The following is an 18,600-nucleotide window of genomic DNA, read 5'->3' as shown; positions in this document are numbered from 1 at the left end:
GTAAAGTAAAACACCATAAAAATCTTGATTTATTTTTATTGTATTGTATATTCAAACAGTTAATTTGAGTAAGGAATATTATGCTACAAGAAATTGAATTAAAATTGGCGATCTCGCCACAAATCAGTATTGAATTGCCACAATATCTTGCAAAATTTACGATTTTAGATCATCAAGATTTATTTTTGGGTAATACTTATTATGATTATCCGGATCATTTTCTTGCTAAACAAAAGATGGGATTACGTATTCGTCAAGAAGATCAAGAAGTTACATTAACGCTTAAAACTAACGGCGAAGTTGTTGGTGGATTGCATAGTCGCCCAGAATATAATTTACCATTAACCGAAAAAGAAACGCCAACCAATGCCCAATTAAGAGAACTTTATCCTTTTGAACAATTACCTCGTTCTACACTACAACCTATTTTCTCTACAGATTTTAACCGCACTTTTTGGTTAGTTGAATTTCAACAATCCAAAATTGAAGTGGCGTTCGATCAAGGCAAAATTATTGCAGGTGAATCTGAGCAACCTATTTGTGAAATTGAGTTTGAATTGAAATCTGGCAATGTGCAGGATCTTTTTGATTTTGTGGAAACTTTGCCTTTCGAAAGAGATATTTATTTTAGTAGCGCAAGTAAAGCAAAGCGTGGTTATTTGCTGGGATCGAAACAATTTTTAACAGATTGGTTAAATAAATGGCGTGATTTCTTAAAAGAAGAACGAGAAGAAAGTGCGGTAGATTTTGGTGCAAAATTTAATGCGGTGCTTAAAATGGAACAGAAACTTTTGGAAGAAACCTTATCATTTTCTCCTGCACTTTTTAGCCAAGATTTTATGAAAACAGTGGAGCGAGTTGGGGCATTTTTTAATCTTTATCATTATTATGATGAAAATGGAAAAATCCTAGAAGCGGTGGCAACAGAAAAACAAAAAGAAACGCTCTTACCAGCTTTGTTAGAAAGCAATCAGAAAATTTTTGCTGAAATTCGTGATTTGATTCGTTTTCATAGTGAAACGAAAGACAATGAAAAAACTATTGAAAAATTGACCGCACTTTTGAAAAGTCGAGTTTATTTTGAGCGAATGATCAGATTAATGAGATTCTCGGCATAATGCGAATCAACCGTGCAAATGGGTAAGCTATACTTCTAGACATTATGTCAGCTTGCCCTGAATAATATAATGATATTTAGCCGTAGGTATATGAATACTTGGTTAAAGAATGAGAAGGATGAAAAATGGCTAAAGCCCCGAAAACAGCTTATGTATGTAACGATTGTGGTGCGGAGTTTTCTCGTTGGCAAGGACAATGCTCTGCTTGTAAAGCGTGGAATACAATCACGGAAGTGCGGTTAATTTCCACGGCAAAATCAAAAAATGATCGTTTTAGTGGCTACGCGGGTGAAACTCAGGCAAAAATTCAAACGCTCTCTGAAATTAGTTTGCAAGAAACACCACGTTTTTCCAGTGGCTTTAATGAATTAGATCGCGTACTGGGTGGCGGGATCGTGCCGGGTAGTGCGATTTTAATTGGCGGGCATCCTGGTGCAGGGAAAAGTACCTTGTTATTACAAGTCATGTGTGGTTTAGCGAAAAATATGACCGCACTTTATGTGACGGGAGAGGAATCGTTACAACAGGTTGCGATGCGTGCTAGTCGATTGGGATTGCCAAACGATCAATTAAAAATGTTGTCAGAAACCTCTGTGGAACAGATTTGTAATTTGGCGGATCAGTTAAAACCGCAAATTATAGTGGTGGACTCGATCCAAGTAATGCATTTGGCAGATATTCAATCATCGCCAGGAAGTGTAGCGCAAGTGCGTGAATGTGCATCTTTCCTCACTCGTTATGCGAAAACCCGACAAGTCGCCATTATTATGGTGGGGCATGTAACGAAAGACGGAACCCTTGCAGGGCCGAAAGTGTTAGAGCACGCTATTGACTGTTCATTACTATTAGAAGGCGAAGCCGATTCTCGCTATCGTACTTTGCGTAGCCATAAAAACCGTTTTGGTGCGGTGAATGAATTAGGCGTATTTGGTATGACCGAGCAAGGTTTGCGAGAAGTAAAAAATCCATCTGCGATCTTTTTAAGTCGAGGTGATGAGATTACATCAGGCAGTTCCGTTATGGTACTTTGGGAGGGCACGCGTCCTCTTTTAGTTGAAATTCAAGCCTTAGTGGATCATTCAATGCTAGCGAATCCACGCCGTGTTGCAGTGGGATTAGAGCAAAATCGCTTAGCACTATTATTGGCGGTGTTACATCGGCATGGTGGCTTACAAATGGCTGATCAAGATGTCTTTGTAAATGTCGTTGGTGGTGTAAAAGTCAGTGAGACAAGTGCGGATTTGGCTTTGTTGTTGGCGTTAATTTCAAGTTTCCGTAATCGCCCCTTGCCACAAGATTTAGTGATTTTTGGTGAAGTTGGATTAGCGGGAGAAATTCGCCCTGTGCCAAGTGGGCAAGAGCGTATTAGTGAAGCGGCAAAGCATGGCTTTAAACGTGCGATTGTTCCTTTTGGTAACAAGCCGAAAAGTGCGGTCGAAAATATGCAAGTTTTTACTGTGAAGAAACTTTCCGATGCGTTAGCCCTGTTGGATAATTTCTAAATAATTCCATTAGAGACAATTAATCGCCTCAATGGAAATGAATTATCTAATTCCGTTGTACTGAAAACGTTAGCAAAATTTGTTAAAATAAACATACTTTTATTCAAAGAAAAATAAGAAAATGGAAAAAAAACTGAATAAAGCGCTGGATGCGATTGATATAAAAATTCTTAATGAATTACAACGCAACGGTAAAATTTCTAATATTGATTTGTCGAAAAAAGTAGGGCTTTCACCCACACCTTGTTTAGAACGTGTGAAACGTTTAGAAAAACAAGGTGTCATTATGGGATACCGAGCCCTACTCAATCCAGAATTATTAGATGCGCCGTTACTCGTCATTGTTGAAATCACTTTAGTACGTGGTAAGCCAGATGTATTTGAAGAATTTAATGCGGCAATTCAAGAGTTAGATGAAATTCAAGAATGCCACTTAGTATCGGGTGATTTTGATTATCTTCTAAAAACTCGTGTTGCAGACATGGCTGAATACCGAAAATTGCTAGGTACAACATTATTGCGTTTACCTGGTGTAAATGACACTCGAACTTATGTTGTGATGGAAGAAGTAAAACAAACCAATTTCCTTGTATTGAAATAATATGATTAAACAAATAACAGAACGGTTTACACCAAGACAGTATTTAGCTGAATTATTATTAGCATTAGCCGCACTTTTTGGACTTTATTTAATTATTGCTTGGTCTAGTTATACACCTTTAGATAATTCTTGGGCAACGGCTGCATCTCATGATGGAACAATTAACAAGGCTGGAGCATTCGGCGCTTGGGTAATCGATCTCCTTTTTGTCTTTTTCGGATATGTTGCACATATTTTTCCTTTTGCTACGTTTTTAGTACCAGTTTATCTATTAAAAACTAAAGCGGTTAAACAGCTTTCATGTACGAGAATTATTTTACGTAGTTTTGGTTTTTTTACTTTAATCATCGGTCTTTGTGTGATGAGTATGTTGCTTTTATCAAGTAATTCTTTTTATTTGAGTGGCGGTGTGCTTGGTGGTTCACTTGTAGTGAATTGGATTTATCCTGTACTCGGTAAATTAGGTGCAATATTAATTGGGCTGGTCTTTGCTGTCATTGGATTCATTTTTTGTTCTGGTGCCTCATTTATTCGATTGCTTGTGACGTTTTATCATTGGCTTACTATGAAAAATGAACAAACTGAAGATGTTAAACAAGATGAATCTGGAGAGGAATTAGAGCAAATTTTGATTCAGAAACCAGATTTTATTCAAAATATGATATTGCCAGAAGTTGCGGAACAAAATGAACATAATCCAAAATTTGTGGAAGATAAGAATGATAGTGAGCTTGGAGAAAACGAAAAGTTATCTAATGAGCAAATGATAAATATTAGTGGATTAACACAAAATATCGCTATTCAAACAGATTATAACGAACTTAATTCACAAAATATTGATGAACAATTTATTTCTGATTTAGGTATGGAAAAATTGCCTAGTGTTCATATTTCAAATGAATTAAATCATCAAATGCCGAATGAAAATGATTTTGTCCCAGTGTGGATTAATAATAAAAAAGAAAAGGGACAGTTGAATAAATCAGAAAATGAAATAAGTGCGGATAATTTTTCAGAAGTTTCTTTACTACAAGATGATGAAATCCCAACGGTTTCCTTGCGTGAAGGTTTAGCGCATCAGAATGATGAAGAAAATAATTTTTCACATCTTGCTAAAGAATTTGCAGCTCGTGAAGCAGCACGTTTTGCTCAAGCTGATGAACAAGTTCGTTTAGCAGATAATAATTCAGAAATGATGGTTTCTTTACAGAATGAAGTGACTGAAGAACAAGTTAAAACTACAGAGAATACACCTCATTATCAAGGTTATAGTGGTTCACTAATTCATCCAGCATTCCAACAGCAAACAACTAAACGTGAAAAGCCTAGCACGCCATTGCCAAGTTTAGAATTATTATCGAAGCATCCGGCGGTAGAACAAAATATTACGCAGGAAGAAGTTTTGGAAACATCTCAACGTATAGAGCAACAATTACGTAATTTTAATGTGAAAGCGACTGTAAAAGATGTGCTTGTTGGCCCTGTTGTTACGCGTTATGAATTAGAATTACAACCTGGGGTGAAAGCGTCAAAAGTAACGAGTATTGATACCGATTTGGCGCGTGCATTAATGTTCCGTTCGATTCGTGTGGCAGAGGCTATTCCTGGCAAGCCTTATATTGGTATTGAAACACCTAATCTTCATCGTCAAATGGTGCCATTACGTGACGTGTTAGATAGCAGCGAATTCCGTGATACTCATGCCACTTTGCCAATGGCTTTAGGTAAAGATATTAGCGGAAAGGCAGTGATTGTTGATTTAGCGAAAATGCCACATTTGTTGGTAGCAGGTTCAACAGGATCAGGTAAGTCTGTTGGCGTGAATACGATGATCTTAAGTTTACTTTATCGTGTTCAACCAGAAGATGTGAAATTCATCATGATCGATCCTAAAGTCGTTGAACTTTCAGTTTATAATGATATTCCGCACTTGCTAACGCCTGTTGTAACAGATATGAAAAAAGCCGCTAATGCGTTGCGTTGGTGTGTAGATGAAATGGAACGCCGTTATCAGCTTCTTTCAGCTCTACGTGTACGCAATATTGAAGGCTTTAACGAAAAAATTGATGAATACGAAGCAATGGGAATGCCGATTCCAAATCCAATTTGGCGACCGGGCGATACAATGGACGCAATGCCACCGGCATTGAAAAAATTGAGTTATATTGTGGTTATTGTCGATGAGTTTGCTGATTTAATGATGGTAGCGGGTAAGCAAATTGAAGAACTTATTGCGCGATTGGCACAAAAAGCGAGAGCTATCGGTATCCATTTAATTTTAGCGACGCAACGTCCTTCTGTAGATGTGATTACTGGTTTAATTAAAGCGAATATCCCAAGTCGTATTGCCTTTACGGTTGCAAGTAAAATTGACTCACGTACTATTCTTGATCAAGGTGGGGCGGAGGCGCTTTTAGGTCGTGGTGATATGCTTTATTCGGGGCAAGGCTCATCGGATTTGGTGCGTGTTCATGGTGCCTTTATGAGTGATGATGAAGTTATTCGTATTGCGGATGATTGGCGCGCACGTGGTAAACCTGATTATATTGATGGTATTTTAGAAAGTGCTGACGATGAGGAAGGTACAGAAAAAGGGATATCAAGTGGTGGGGAATTAGATCCACTCTTTGATGAAGTAATGGATTTTGTTATTAATACCGGTACAACTTCAGTATCTTCTATTCAACGTAAATTCAGCGTAGGTTTTAACCGAGCTGCTCGTATTATGGATCAAATGGAAGAACAAGGGATTGTTAGCCCAATGCAAAATGGTAAGCGTGAGATTTTATCGCGTCGTCCGGACTACTAATTTAAAAGGAAAGTAAAATGAAAAAAACAACGTTAAAATTTGCCGCACTTGCCTTACTTGGTTTGAGTAATTTGGCATTGGCTGATGCGGCAAGTGAATTGCAAATGCGTTTAGCTAAAGTCGATGTGTTAAGCGCTGAATTTGTGCAAACAGTGACATCTGGAAGTGGCAAAAATGTTCAACAAGGAAGTGGAAAACTTCAAATTAAACGCCCAAATTTATTCCGTATGGATATTAAAACCCCTCAAGAAACCAGGATTATTTCTGATGGTAAAACTTTGTGGTTCTATGATCCATTTGTGCAACAAGTTACCGCGCAATGGGTGAAAGATGCGGTGAATAACACACCATTCGTATTGCTCACAAGTAACGATAAAAGCCATTGGGAACAATATTCGGTTATGCAACAAGTGGATACCTTTGTATTGAAACCTAAATCTTCAAAAAGTAATATCAAACAATTTGATATTCGCGTCGATGCTAATGGCGTATTAAGAAATTTCAGTACGACCGAGAAAGATGGGCAAACCAATCTTTATGTTTTACGTAACATTACGAATCAAACCTTGTCTGATAGCTTGTTCCAATTCAAGCCAGAAAAAGGCGTTGAAGTGGATGACCAACGTAAAAAATAACAAATGATTATTTTAAATAAGGGCGTAGAAATACGCCCTTCAATTTTGTGAGAAATAAAAATGTCTAACCTCAATTTTGATTTTTCCGAAAATGATTTTCGTCCACTGGCAGCTAAGATGCGTCCAACGAGTCTAGAGCAGTATTTTGGGCAAACTCATCTTATTGGTGAGGGTAAGCCACTGCGTAAAGCGATTCAAGCTGGGCATATTCATTCCATGATTTTTTGGGGGCCACCAGGTACAGGAAAAACAACGCTCGCAGAAATTATTGCGCAGCGTATTAATGCAGAAGTTGAGCGAATTTCTGCGGTAACTAGTGGTATCAAAGAGATTCGTGAAGCGATTGATCGTGCAAAACAAAATCGTCTTGCAGATCGTAAAACTATCTTATTTGTGGATGAAGTCCATCGTTTTAATAAAAGCCAGCAAGATGCATTTTTACCGCACATTGAAGATGGAACCGTTATTTTCATTGGGGCGACAACAGAAAATCCATCTTTTGAGCTAAATAATGCGTTGCTTTCCCGCGCCCGAGTGTATGTACTGAAATCACTCACAACGGCTGAAATTGAAAAAGTTTTGCAGCAAGCTGTAGAAGATCCTGAACGTGGATTGGGTAAAGAGCGGTTAATTTTAGAAGAGAATTTACTGCAAGTACTTGCCGAATATGTTAATGGGGATGCGCGATTAGCTTTGAATTGCCTCGAATTAATGGTGGATATGGCAGATGAAACCGAAAATAGAAAGAAAATTGACTGCACTTTATTAAAAGAAGTCTTAGGTGAACGTCAAGCGAGATTTGATAAACAAGGCGATCGTTTCTATGATTTAATTTCTGCGCTACATAAATCTGTTCGCGGTTCTGCACCAGATGCTGCATTGTATTGGTATGCGCGAATTTTAACAGCTGGTGGAGACCCTTTATATGTCGCGCGCCGATTACTTGCCATTGCTTCAGAAGATGTGGGAAATGCAGATCCTCGCGCTATGCAAGTCGCATTGGCAGCATGGGATTGCTTTACTCGCGTGGGGGCTTATGAAGGGGAGCGAGCCATTGCCCAAGCCATTATCTATCTTGCGGTAGCCCCCAAAAGTAATGCCGTTTATACCGCATTTAATACAGCAAAACAGCAAGCGAAAGATTTACCCGATTATGATGTTCCACCACATTTACGCAATGCACCAACTAATTTAATGAAAGAGCTTGGCTATGGTGCTGAATATCGTTATGCCCACGATGAACCTAATGCTTATGCAGCAGGTGAAAATTATTTCCCACCTGAATTAAAAGATACTCAATATTATTTTCCGACGAATAGAGGTATGGAAATTCAGATTAAGGAAAAACTAGAACGATTACGTGAGCAAGATAAAAGTGCGGTGAAAAAACGGTATAAATAATCTTTATTTAGGGGATATAAATGCAAAAAACAAATTCAAAAGCCTTTTTAGTGATTTTACTTGGTGTACTTTCTGCCTTTGGACCATTTGTTGTCGATCTTTACTTGCCATCATTGCCACAGCTTGCACAATTTTTTGATACAACGGCTTCCATGACGCAATTAACGCTCACAACGGCAATGATCGGTTTAGCCGTTGGGCAGCTATTACTTGGCCCGATGAGTGATAAATTTGGACGCAAAATGCCGCTGATTATTTCACTTTTAATTTATATCATCAGTACGATTTTACTGATTTTCTCACCTAATATTGAAACGATGATTGTATTAAGACCGGTACAAGGGCTTTCTTCTGCTGGAAGTGTAGTAATTTCTCGTGCGGTAGCGACGGATTTATATCGTGGTCGTGAAATGACACGTTTTTTTGGGTTATTAATGACGATTAATGGTATCGCACCGATCATTTCACCTATTCTAGGCAGCTTATTATTAGAATATATTGGTTGGAAAGGCGTATTTTTCTTTTTAGCAATTATTGGTATTGTTGTATTACTATTTTGTCTTCGTTTAAAAGAAAGCCTAATTATTGAAAAACGTTTGAAAGGTTCTGTACTTTCCACATTCTTTACATTTGGCAAGATTATAAAAAATAGACTGTTTATGAGCTATGTTGGTATTGAAAGCTTTTTGCTTGCCGCCATGTTTGCATATATTGCCGCTTCACCTTTTATTTTGCAAAGTTTTTACGGATTAAGTGCGTTTACCTTTAGCTTATGTTTTGGAGCAAATGGTGCAGCATTAGTTATTGGAGCAAATATAGGTGGTAAGTTGTCAAATCGTAAAGCACTTTCTTTTGGGGTATTGGGCTTTGGGGTTGTCGTTCTTTACACCATTTCGACACTTATTATTCAACCTAACTGGTTTTTAGTTGAAATTGGCTTCTTTCTTATGTTATTGATGGTGGGGCTTACCTTTCCCGCAATTTCTTCATTGGCAATGGAAAGTGAACGTCAATATGCAGGAAGTGCTTCTGCATTACTTGGTTTTACTCCCTTTTTTCTAGGGGGCATTGTTTCACCGTTAGTTGGTATTGGTAATATTTTCTATGCAACAGCCGTGGTGATTTTAGTTTGTGCTTTCATCAGTTTGATAATTTATTTTTTAATTCGTACTAATATTAAGGCATACACAGAATAAAATTTAAATGCGATTAATTTCAAAAATTAATCGCATTTTCTTTATTTTTTTAATGTAGGAACAAGTTCAGATAAGTTTTTTATATCCTCTTCACTTAATTGGCTTTTTATCCTATTGCCCGCTCCTTCAATTTTTCCACTTTTTCGCTCAGAAAGTGCGGTATAAATTTCTTGAGGAGTCAGGTTATTGATAATTCTTGATTCTCCCATAGCAGATTTCTCACCAGATTTTCCATGGCAGGTAGTGCAGCTTCGTTTGTAGAGTTTTTCGCCTTGGGCAAGATTAGTATCAGCAAAGGCCACTTTAGTTAAGCTAAGGCCGAAAATCATAATCAGAATTATTGGGTTAGTTTTTTTCATTGTTTATCCTTTAAACAATTTATCTAAATCATTAGATGGAATTACGCCTTCATATTTAGCTTGAATTTTCCCTTCGGGATTAATTACAAAAGATGTAGGGGTTCCCATAAGCTGATAACGTTCTGCGGTAATTTTCATTTGATCTTTAATTACAGGCAAGTGGAGTTCACGTTTAGCCACTACGGCTTTGGTGTCCATTTTATCGCCATCCACATTAATTGCAATGAGCGAAACTTTGCCAGGATTGTCTTCTGCGAGTTTTTCAAATTCTTTTAACTCTGCGATGCAATGTCCACAGGTTTCTGACCAAAAAACTAATAATCGTGTGCCTTTCCAATTCTCAAGGTTTGCCGGATTGCCTTGAAGATCATAGGCGGCAATATCAGGTGCTTTTTGCCCTACTGAGGCAACTTCATCTTTACAAGAAACAGCACCCAAAATAACCGCACTTATGGCAACTAATTTCAATAGTTTATTTGTTCGCATGATTTTCTTCCTTTACAAATTTTCCGTGATGTAAATAAATAACACGATCGGTGAGTTCACCTAACTCTGGATTATGCGTCACCATTACAATGGTACGCCCTTGTTGATTAAGTTTTGTGAGCAAATCTAGCACCAACGATTCGTTTTGCTCATCTAAATTTCCCGTTGGTTCATCAGCAAAGATCACGGGCGGTTGATTTACTAACGCACGTGCAATGCAAACACGTTGTTGCTCACCCCCTGAAAGTTGGCTAGGACGATGATCAATACGATGGCCTAAGCCTACTTGTTCCAATACCGCTTTGGCGGATGCTTCATCAATCACGCTGTGATAATGTTGTGCCAGCATCACGTTTTCAAGTGCGGTCAAATAAGGGATTAAATGGAATTGTTGAAACACTAAGCCGATTTTTTCTGCGCGGAAACGTTGACGACCGACTTCATCTAATTGAGCAGCATCCACGCCATCTAAAATGACTTTGCCTTCGCTAGCGGTATCTAAGCCTGTTAAAATATTCATCAACGTGGTTTTACCAGAGCCTGAAGCCCCCATAATCGCAACAAATTCTCCTTGTTTGATTTGAATATTAATGTCTTCCAGGGCGGTAACTTGCCCGAAGCGTTTGTATAAATGTTGGGTTTCTATTACAAAATTGGTCATGGTTTTTCTCTTTTATTATCTAATTTATAAGCGTTTCAGTTTTACTCACCCTTCAACACATTCGCAACATTAATACTCAATGCTCGACGTGTTGGAATAATAACAGCCACAAATGCTACTAATAACGAAAGCACAACCGTAATTGGTAACACTGGTAATCTCATATCAATATAAGATTTGAATACGGTTATTCCCCATATCCCCCCCTCTTTAGCAAAGAGGGGTAGGGGAGATTTGGCAGAAGTAAAAACGAAGAACAGGATTTATAAGCGTTTCAGTTTTACTCACCCTTCAACACATTCGCCACATTAATACTCAATGCTCGACGTGTTGGAATAATAACAGCCACAAATGCCACTAATAACGAAAGTACAACCGTAATTGGCAATACAGGAAGTCGCATATCAATATAAGATTTGAATACAGTTATTCCCAATACTTGAGCTAATAAATAACCCAAGCCAAGCCCGATAATAATCGCACAAAACGCGATAATTAAAATTTCGGTGCTGATTTGGCGAATGATGTCAAATTTTTTCGCGCCCAGTGATTTTTGTAAGGCAAATTCTTTGGCTCGTTCACCGACAATTGCAATTAATGTAGTGTTCACACATAAGGTTGCAAGCACCAAAATTACAAGGGAAATTAAGCCCATTAAGCCTTTAATTTTTTCTAAAATTTGTCCTTCTGAGGCGGAAACTTTACGGATCGGGCGAGCGGTTAAATCGGAATATTGTTGCATGATTTTTTCGGCAAATTGATCCACAGTATTGGCGCCTTGCTCATTTTGCACATTGAGTAATGCGTTATTTACTACGCCTTCTTTATCCAACCAATTTTGTGCAAATTCAACATTCACAATAAGCATATTGTCAGTTGCATCACCGGCTTCTACAATTCCTTTAATATTGAAACTGTGTTTTTCTACGGCATTTTTAGAAAGTTGTAGACTGTCTCCCACTTTCACATGTAATCGTTCAGCAAGGGTTTTCCCAATCATTGCATTGCGGTCGTCAAAGTTTACGTTGATTTCAGATCCCGTAATTTGCCAGTAAGGGGCGAGGATTCGCATGGCATCAAAATTTACGCCCATTAAGACAATTTTTTCTAAATCACTGCGTGCGACACCATAAAGGTAAGGACTGGCTGCAGTGATAAAACCATCAGGTGATTTTTGTAAAATTGCGTTTAATTCTGCTTGATTCATCATTCCACCATCGGCTGAACCAATGTAGAAATTTGCTCCGAAAGTACGGAGTTCTTGGCTCATTTTGGTGTTGATGTCAAAGTAAACCGCTGCCATTGCAGTGACGATACTTGCGCCCACTGTAAGTGCGGTGAAAATAATGAATACTCGTTGGAGGCGTAATCGCAATGCGCGGAAAATTAATCGCCAGAACATGCTTTGAGTATTTGCGCTTTTATGCTCTGCCATAAAGCACCTCGACAGGGTAAAGTTTAGCGATTTTATGTGCTGGGAACCAAGTGCCAATCACAGCAATAAGAATGGAGAGTACGAGAACACAAGGTACGACGATCCAAGCAAAATCAAGAGGCGCACCGAATAATGCGGCACCGATAAATTTGGCTAATCCCCATCCAGCTAAACAGCCAAATATTCCGCCTATTAATGCACTTAATACCGCTTCACAGTAGAACAGTAAGGTAATTTGCCATTGATAAGCGCCTAGTGCTTTCATTAAGCCAATTTCTTTTGAACGTTCGATAATTCCTGCGCTCATTAAGGAAGCAATACCCATTGCCGCAGCGATTAATGCCGCGAAGGTAACCACCGCAAGTAAGAGTTGGATTTTGCCAATGACTACACCTTCAGAAGCGGCGACTTGCCAAATTGGGCGAACCATTGCGCCAGAAATTGCTTCTTCTAATTGATGGGAAATTGATGAAACATAAGCGGTGCAATACCAACGGTCGTAGGCTTCCGCATCTAAGGCATCCGTATTGGCGCGCGCTTTACGGGAAAGATCATTTTCAGGCACGGTGAGGGCAGATACACGAACGGATTGCACTTTGCCTTCTAAACCCAGCAAATTTTGTACCGCACTTAGGGGCATCACAAGCTGATTATCTTCTGTTCCACCCGTACTTAAAATGCCTTTAATTTCTACCGCGCTTTGTTGGCTTTCGCCGTTATCGTTTGTGTAACTTAAGCTAAGTTTATCGCCAATTTTCCAACCATTACTTTTGGCTAGTTGTTCGCCAGCAAGTACAGGGACGATTTCGCCAAAGTCATGGTTTAAATCATCAACCCATTCCCCTTCCACTTTCCAATAAGGGCTAATGATTCGTTGTCCTGTGTGGTAATCCTCTTCATCGGGTACGGCAATATTATGATCGAAGAAGGTACCAAGCACATTAATCGTTTTCGGCGCTGAAAGTGCGGTGGAATTTTGTGAAGATTTTGTCACCTGTACATTTGCTGAAAGCAATGGTGCAAAACCCACGATATTATTTCGCCAGAAAATATCTTTGATATTGGGAAGCTCTTTCTCATCTAAAAAATCTTGGCTAGATAATGAAGCACTATGACTGAGTTCATCAGGCAATGCCGCATTGCTGGCTGGCTCCACCAAAATATTGGCACCGTAAGATTTCAGCTCTTTTGCCATTTTGTCACCAATATCAATGGAAACAGCAAGCAGCGCAGAGACTAGGCCAGCGGCTAAGAAAATAGTGATAATGGCGAGCAATTTACGTTTGATCCCAAATCGCCAAGATTGAAATAACATTCTAGCAAGCATTGTTATTCCCCTTTTGGATTTTCGTTTTTGTTAATACCGAGATAGTTATCGGGATTATCGCGGAATAAATCGAGATTTTTTTCGTTCTCAAAGAAATAAGTATGCCCTTCGTGGCTATATTTATATTCAGTTTTGGTGTTTTTGAGTTTGGCGCCACTAATCGGATCTTGCACTTCAATTTCCACAATCGTACTGAATAGATTTAAGCCATCTTCAAGGCTTTTACGAGAAATCACGATTTCATTTTCAGTTTGTTGCCAATTTTCAATCGGTACAGGGTTGCAACCGCCCGGTTTACCGATAGATGGAATAAAGAGATGCACGCCACAACCAACACAGACCACTTGATTGCCTTGCATGACATAGCCTTGATCGCCGCAGAGTAGGCAAGCATCGAATACTGCCGCCATACTGACTTTATTTGGTTGGCGATTGATAATGAAAAAGCGTACGGCTTTGCCATCATCTGCAATCCAAACAAAACGGTGAAGTTTACCGTCTTTAAGTGGCTCTAGTGCTAAATGCACTTCATTTTTGTCATTCAGTTGTACAGGAACCGCTTCGGAAAGTTGTGGCGGTTGAGAAGCAACTTTTTCCCAATAAAGTTGGCTTGCGGCAACAAATAAAATCCCCAATATTCCCCAATAAATGGTGCGTTTTGATGTTTGTACGAAAGCTAATTTTTTGCGTTTTTCAATCAGATCTTTTTCGGCTTTAGCTTCTCTTAAACGTTTTGAATGTGTTTGAATGGTAAAAATACATAAAACAACTAACATTAACACAACACAAATGATATTGAGCCAAGCAGAGATTTCCCCTGATTTTGCCACAAAACTTAACCGCACTTTGGTGAGTTCAATGAGTTGTAATTTCATCAAGGTAAGCAACAGTTCTGCTGCAAGCGGAAGAATTAAAGCGATAAAAAGTAAAAAGCTGAGTGCAAAAAGTGCGGTGGATTTTCCTTGTGTTTTTTGTTGCTGTTTAAGTAAGAAATAGAGCCATGCACTTGAGGCTAAACTAAAAATTACGCCAAAAATGACCGCACTTATATTTAAAATAAAGTCTGTGTTAATCACATCTGTGTTGGTGAGTGCAGTGATGTTTGGATCTTTCGCCCAAGTTGCCCCTGCGATAAGCATTAATGCAAATTGCCAGAATGCGGCAAGGTTTGATGATTTGCTCCATTGGCTGATTGCAAAAAGTAAGAAGATAATTAAGAAACCGATGGTTAGAATAAGATTGCTGGTTTGTCCATTAGGAATATTTAGTCGTAGGACAACACCCAAAGCCAAGCCAATAAGGCTTAACCAAATAAGCGTTTTAGGCGAAATATTGCCTTTTTTAATTGCCCAAGATGCACCGAGTAAAAGCGAAATTGGCAAAAGAGATTGCAAAACAAAAATGAAAAAATAAGTCATAGAAAGCGGATTTTTAAATGGTAGGGTGGGCTTTAGCCCACCGTTTTTTATGTCTGATTGTTAATTGGTGGGCTGAAGCCCACCCTACAGCACTATTATTTTAAACCAGTAAATTTAAATTCATAATTTACATCAAATGGTTTCCACCAACGACCTACGCCAGTTTCTTCATCAGTGTGGCGGTGCATACCTGCTTTTGGTGGCGGATCGATATGATAAGTTAATTTGTAGTTACCCACGCCCATCATTTTGATGTTTGCGCCATAGTGAGGGCCATCGCCAGCAACCATTGGCATGAAGGTACCTTCTTGTTTAGCACCGGTATCGGTATTGACTAAAGTATAGTTGATGGTTAAATAAGGCATCCATTCACCTTCACCAAAACCGTTTTTGTTACCTTTCACAGCGTGAATGTCTGCTTCTAAGTGAATATCAGATTTTGCTGCTGGTAAGCCCATACCGCGAGGTTCCATATCTACTGGTTTTAAGTAAACCGCAGCAATTTCCATGTCATTCATGGTAACCGCTTCACCGATTGGATATTCTTGGAATGCGTAAGCAGAAGTTGCTGCAAACATTCCTGCTAATAAACTTGCGCTAAGAAGTGCTTTTTTCATAGTTTCTCTCCTGAGATGAGTTTTGAGTTAATTTGAAACCGCTCTTTTGCTTTGATATTTCATAACAAACAAAGCAAAAATAGCAGCAAGAATTAAGATTGCTTGTGGCACAAGGGTTTCCACATAAGGATAAACACCTAACCACGAGATTTCCGGTACACCGTTAATTAATGTCGGTTCAAACAGTTTACCTTCAATAAGTTCAAGTACCGATTTGCCAGCGAATACAAATGCCATTAAATACATAAATGAACCAGTAAACATAAAGAATGGTTTTAATGGCAATTTAACCACGGTGTAACGCATTATAAAGTAGCAAATCGCGAGTAAAATTACCCCGCAAATAAAGCCAGCAAAAAGATAGGCTAAACTGACCGCACTTTTCGCATCGCCAACTAGGGCATAATAGAACAATACGGTTTCTGCGCCTTCACGATATACTGCGAGGAAACTGGTCAGCCATAAGCCGAATAGCGAGCCTGCCGTTAATGCTGTTGAAAGTTTGCCCTCGAGATAGCGTTTCCAGTTTTGTGCTTCGACTTTAGAAAGCAACCAGTAACTCATACTAAACAGCATGAAGACCGCGATAATCATTGTGAAACCTTCAAGCAATTCACGGTTTTGCCCAGAGTTTTCAAAAATAAGTTGGAAGATGAATGCGGTAACTACGCTTGCCCCTAACGCCACATAAACGGATTGGCGAATAACAGGCAATTTATCATGATGATTATTTTTCACCATATAAGCCACAATAGCGGCAACGATTAATAACGCTTCTAAGCCTTCACGTAAAATAATAAGCAAGCTATATAAGAACATGGACCAATCACTTTGTTCGCCACCTTGCAATATTTGAACGGCTTTCGTTAAGTTTTGGCTTAAACCTGCGGCTTGTTCTTGTAATTTGTCGCCATTTCCCGCTTTCATCAGACTGACTAAACGAGTGAAATAACCTTCTAATTCTGCTTTAAAATTGCTATCGCGCGAGCCTACTTTGTTTTCCATGCCAGAACTTTCAAATACATCAAAGTAAGTGTCTTGCACCGCAAGCATGGCTTTTTTCGCATCACCTTGTTCATAAAGGGCAATAGCTTGTTGAATACGTTGGTTGATTTCAGTCGTAATTTTTGCCCAATCTTGATCTGCAACCTTATCTGAAGTTTGCGCTTGTGATTGTGTCGCTTGAGCGTTTTGTTCATCGCGAGTGGTTGGCAAATTAGGAAGTTGTTCTTCAATATCTTGCAAGAGTTGTGTGCTTTGGTAAGCAATTTCTGTCATTTGATCAGGTTGTTCGCTCAAACGAATCAAATTATAGAATTGTTGATTGATTGCTGCTGAAATTTCAGAAGAGCGGTTAGTTCTAACCGACATTTCCATTTCAGAGTTTTTGTAGCCGTCGTATTGAGCTTGTTGGAATGCTTTTTTAGCATTGGCAAAATCGCCGCTTTCATAAGCGGTAATGGCTTGAGCAATAAAATCATCAATAGTTTTGAAACTTTGTTGCCAATAAGGTTTGATGGCTTGATTATCATAAACGCCGTGCTGACTATCAGCATTGAGTTGATGCCCTTCAACAAGAGAAGGTAAAACTTCTTGTAATTCCTTTTTTAAACCGTTGATTTTGGCTTGAACCTCATTCATTGGTTTACCTTCGCCAATCATTTTGCGAATTTCACCAAAAGTGGCTTCCATTTGGTAGCTTTTTTGCGCTGAAAAATTAATGCGAATCGGCCCTTCTAAATTTTCAAATATTTCAAAATAGGCCATTTGTACTTCGGTTTTAGCATCATCAATTTTGTTTTCTTTAAGAAGTTGTTCGGTGTGATTCAAGCGTTGAGTGATGTCATCTACCCATTTTTGATAGTTGTCTGCAAGAACAGATTGAGACAAAAGAAAGAGGAAGGGAATCATTACGTAACGAAAAACGCGAAACATAACAGTTAATCCTTTAAATGAAATTTATTCTTGTTTAGAGGTTATATTAAATAATAAAAAACCGCAATAATGAAATCGTATTTTTGTGATGGAAATCAATTTATGCTGAAATATTTAGGATTTTTATACAGTGTTTTTGTATAATTTGACCGTTTTTTTATTGATGTACGGAGATTTTTATGACTGCACAAACGGGTATTTTACTTGAATCTTGTAAAGCAGGTGTATTTTTAGAAGCAAATATTACGGATTATTCTGTTGTCTCTAAAGCTATTCATCAATTCCTTGACAGTCTTGAACAGTTACAACAAGCGTATCCTGATGCTCGTCTAGGTGCTGTGCTCGCTTTTGGTGATAGCGCATGGAAAAAGTTAGGTGGTCAAAGTGCGGTAGAGCTTAAACCTTTCGTAACCTTAGGCAAAGGTGATCTATCTGCTCCTAGTACACAAACTGATCTTTTAGTGCATATTCAATCGTTGCGCCCTGATGTTAATTTTTCTGTGGCACAAGCTGCAGTGAATGCTTTTGCTCAAGCTATTGACGTTCAGCAAGAAATTCATGGTTTCCGTTGGGTGGAGGAACGAGATCTCACCGGTTTTATTGACGGAACTGAAAACCCAAAAGATGCAAAGCGAGCAGAAGTTGCCTTAATTTCAAATGGCAATGATAAAGATGGGAGTTATGTATTTACCCAACGTTATGAACATAATCTCGCTAAATGGGAAAAATTAAATACAGCAAAACAAGAAAATGTGTTCGGACGCACCAAAACGGATAGCGTAGAAATGGAAGATAAGGCAGATACTTCTCATGTTGGTCGTACAGATTTAAAAGAAAATGGCAAGGGATTAAAAATCTTACGTCAAAGCTTACCTTATGGTACAGCCAGCGGTACACACGGATTATTCTTTATTGCTTACTGTGCAACGCTTTATAACATTGAACAACAGTTGCTTAATATGTTTGGTGAAAAAGACGGAAAAACTGACCGCATTTTAGGTTTCACTAAGGCTGTAACGGGCGCTTATTATTACGCACCATCTATTGAGCAGTTGAATAAACTTTAATTTATGAAAAACCTAAATTAAAAAAATTTAGGT

General features: G+C 38.6%; 16 protein-coding genes and 1 pseudogene. 8 read left to right on the top strand and 9 right to left on the bottom strand.

Annotated features, from left to right (window positions below; translation table 11 throughout):
- Window positions 1-80: 80 nt before the first annotated feature.
- From A9501_RS04050 to A9501_RS04020, 7 genes are all read left to right on the top strand, one after another.
- A complete protein-coding gene (locus tag A9501_RS04050; RefSeq protein ID WP_065264991.1) occupies window positions 81-1,118 on the top strand; it encodes a CYTH domain-containing protein in 1,038 nt (345 codons plus the stop codon).
- A gap of 125 nt (window positions 1,119-1,243) precedes the next feature.
- The gene (radA, locus tag A9501_RS04045) at window positions 1,244-2,620 is read left to right on the top strand and encodes a DNA repair protein RadA (protein ID WP_065264990.1); all 1,377 of its coding nucleotides are present in this window, start codon (window positions 1,244-1,246) and stop codon (window positions 2,618-2,620) included.
- A 121-nt stretch (window positions 2,621-2,741) separates the two neighbouring features.
- On the top strand, window positions 2,742-3,221 hold the full coding sequence (gene lrp / locus A9501_RS04040) for a leucine-responsive transcriptional regulator Lrp (RefSeq protein ID WP_065264989.1): 480 nt from the start codon (window positions 2,742-2,744) through the stop codon (window positions 3,219-3,221).
- Between the two features lies 1 nt (window position 3,222).
- Window positions 3,223-6,030, top strand: coding sequence for a DNA translocase FtsK (locus A9501_RS04035; RefSeq protein ID WP_065264988.1), 2,808 nt, complete (start codon window positions 3,223-3,225; stop codon window positions 6,028-6,030).
- Window positions 6,031-6,047: 17 nt separating this feature from the next.
- Window positions 6,048-6,665 (top strand): outer membrane lipoprotein chaperone LolA, encoded by a 618-nt coding sequence (gene lolA / locus A9501_RS04030; RefSeq protein WP_065264987.1) that lies wholly within the window; start codon window positions 6,048-6,050, stop codon window positions 6,663-6,665.
- Between the two features lie 60 nt (window positions 6,666-6,725).
- Window positions 6,726-8,066 carry a replication-associated recombination protein A gene (locus A9501_RS04025; RefSeq protein WP_065264986.1) on the top strand — a complete coding sequence of 447 codons (1,341 nt, stop codon included), beginning with the start codon at window positions 6,726-6,728 and terminating at the stop codon, window positions 8,064-8,066.
- Window positions 8,067-8,086: 20 nt separating this feature from the next.
- Window positions 8,087-9,262: a multidrug effflux MFS transporter gene (locus A9501_RS04020; protein WP_065264985.1), complete on the top strand. Its 1,176-nt coding sequence runs from the start codon at window positions 8,087-8,089 to the stop codon at window positions 9,260-9,262.
- A 41-nt stretch (window positions 9,263-9,303) separates the two neighbouring features.
- Here A9501_RS04020 and A9501_RS04015 read toward each other — a convergent pair whose 3' ends face one another.
- From A9501_RS04015 to A9501_RS03980, 9 genes and pseudogenes are all read right to left on the bottom strand, one after another.
- Window positions 9,304-9,591, bottom strand: a complete 288-nt coding sequence (locus A9501_RS04015; RefSeq protein WP_373454881.1) for a c-type cytochrome — start codon at window positions 9,589-9,591, stop codon at window positions 9,304-9,306.
- 33 nt (window positions 9,592-9,624) lie between these two features.
- Entirely contained in the window at window positions 9,625-10,107 is a 483-nt protein-coding gene (locus A9501_RS04010; RefSeq protein WP_065264984.1) for a TlpA family protein disulfide reductase, read from the bottom strand.
- Window positions 10,094-10,768, bottom strand: coding sequence for an ABC transporter ATP-binding protein (locus A9501_RS04005; RefSeq protein ID WP_005636775.1), 675 nt, complete (start codon window positions 10,766-10,768; stop codon window positions 10,094-10,096). Before A9501_RS04005 ends, A9501_RS04010 begins: the two co-directional genes overlap by 14 nt.
- 41 nt (window positions 10,769-10,809) lie before the next feature.
- A pseudogene (locus A9501_RS09605) lies at window positions 10,810-10,968 on the bottom strand (ABC transporter permease); the annotation flags it as partial.
- Window positions 10,969-11,048: 80 nt separating this feature from the next.
- On the bottom strand, window positions 11,049-12,203 hold the full coding sequence (locus A9501_RS04000; RefSeq protein ID WP_065264983.1) for an ABC transporter permease: 1,155 nt from the start codon (window positions 12,201-12,203) through the stop codon (window positions 11,049-11,051).
- The gene (locus tag A9501_RS03995; RefSeq protein WP_065264982.1) at window positions 12,190-13,530 is read right to left on the bottom strand and encodes an ABC transporter permease; all 1,341 of its coding nucleotides are present in this window, start codon (window positions 13,528-13,530) and stop codon (window positions 12,190-12,192) included. The genes A9501_RS04000 and A9501_RS03995 overlap by 14 nt, the downstream gene beginning before the upstream one ends.
- Before the next feature lie 2 nt (window positions 13,531-13,532).
- Window positions 13,533-14,948: a Fe-S-containing protein gene (locus A9501_RS03990; RefSeq protein WP_065264981.1), complete on the bottom strand. Its 1,416-nt coding sequence runs from the start codon at window positions 14,946-14,948 to the stop codon at window positions 13,533-13,535.
- Between the two features lie 95 nt (window positions 14,949-15,043).
- Window positions 15,044-15,565, bottom strand: coding sequence for an iron transporter (locus tag A9501_RS03985; RefSeq protein ID WP_005626197.1), 522 nt, complete (start codon window positions 15,563-15,565; stop codon window positions 15,044-15,046).
- A gap of 27 nt (window positions 15,566-15,592) precedes the next feature.
- Window positions 15,593-17,476, bottom strand: coding sequence for an FTR1 family iron permease (locus A9501_RS03980; protein ID WP_065265172.1), 1,884 nt, complete (start codon window positions 17,474-17,476; stop codon window positions 15,593-15,595).
- A 203-nt stretch (window positions 17,477-17,679) separates the two neighbouring features.
- Between A9501_RS03980 and A9501_RS03975 the strand changes: the two genes are divergently transcribed.
- On the top strand, window positions 17,680-18,567 hold the full coding sequence (locus A9501_RS03975) for a Dyp-type peroxidase (protein ID WP_065264980.1): 888 nt from the start codon (window positions 17,680-17,682) through the stop codon (window positions 18,565-18,567).
- Window positions 18,568-18,600 lie beyond the last annotated feature (33 nt).

The organism is Haemophilus sp. CCUG 66565 (genome assembly GCF_001679495.1).
Taxonomy (GTDB): Bacteria; Pseudomonadota; Gammaproteobacteria; order Enterobacterales; family Pasteurellaceae; genus Haemophilus; species Haemophilus haemolyticus_K.
The sequence above is the reverse complement of the archived record's forward strand: the minus strand, read 5'-3'. Positions and strand labels throughout refer to the sequence as shown.

What these genes read in the sequence shown, in the direction of transcription:
- A9501_RS04050 (WP_065264991.1), top strand. Translation starts at nt 81, where the DNA reads ATGCTACAAGAAATTGAATTAAAATTGGCGATCTCGCCACAAATCAGT.
- radA (WP_065264990.1), top strand. Translation starts at nt 1,244, where the DNA reads ATGGCTAAAGCCCCGAAAACAGCTTATGTATGTAACGATTGTGGTGCG.
- lrp (WP_065264989.1), top strand. Translation starts at nt 2,742, where the DNA reads ATGGAAAAAAAACTGAATAAAGCGCTGGATGCGATTGATATAAAAATT.
- A9501_RS04035 (WP_065264988.1), top strand. Translation starts at nt 3,223, where the DNA reads ATGATTAAACAAATAACAGAACGGTTTACACCAAGACAGTATTTAGCT.
- lolA (WP_065264987.1), top strand. Translation starts at nt 6,048, where the DNA reads ATGAAAAAAACAACGTTAAAATTTGCCGCACTTGCCTTACTTGGTTTG.
- A9501_RS04025 (WP_065264986.1), top strand. Translation starts at nt 6,726, where the DNA reads ATGTCTAACCTCAATTTTGATTTTTCCGAAAATGATTTTCGTCCACTG.
- A9501_RS04020 (WP_065264985.1), top strand. Translation starts at nt 8,087, where the DNA reads ATGCAAAAAACAAATTCAAAAGCCTTTTTAGTGATTTTACTTGGTGTA.
- A9501_RS04015 (WP_373454881.1), bottom strand. Translation starts at nt 9,591, where the DNA reads ATGATTTTCGGCCTTAGCTTAACTAAAGTGGCCTTTGCTGATACTAAT.
- A9501_RS04010 (WP_065264984.1), bottom strand. Translation starts at nt 10,107, where the DNA reads ATGCGAACAAATAAACTATTGAAATTAGTTGCCATAAGTGCGGTTATT.
- A9501_RS04005 (WP_005636775.1), bottom strand. Translation starts at nt 10,768, where the DNA reads ATGACCAATTTTGTAATAGAAACCCAACATTTATACAAACGCTTCGGG.
- A9501_RS04000 (WP_065264983.1), bottom strand. Translation starts at nt 12,203, where the DNA reads ATGGCAGAGCATAAAAGCGCAAATACTCAAAGCATGTTCTGGCGATTA.
- A9501_RS03995 (WP_065264982.1), bottom strand. Translation starts at nt 13,530, where the DNA reads ATGCTTGCTAGAATGTTATTTCAATCTTGGCGATTTGGGATCAAACGT.
- A9501_RS03990 (WP_065264981.1), bottom strand. Translation starts at nt 14,948, where the DNA reads ATGACTTATTTTTTCATTTTTGTTTTGCAATCTCTTTTGCCAATTTCG.
- A9501_RS03985 (WP_005626197.1), bottom strand. Translation starts at nt 15,565, where the DNA reads ATGAAAAAAGCACTTCTTAGCGCAAGTTTATTAGCAGGAATGTTTGCA.
- A9501_RS03980 (WP_065265172.1), bottom strand. Translation starts at nt 17,476, where the DNA reads ATGATTCCCTTCCTCTTTCTTTTGTCTCAATCTGTTCTTGCAGACAAC.
- A9501_RS03975 (WP_065264980.1), top strand. Translation starts at nt 17,680, where the DNA reads ATGACTGCACAAACGGGTATTTTACTTGAATCTTGTAAAGCAGGTGTA.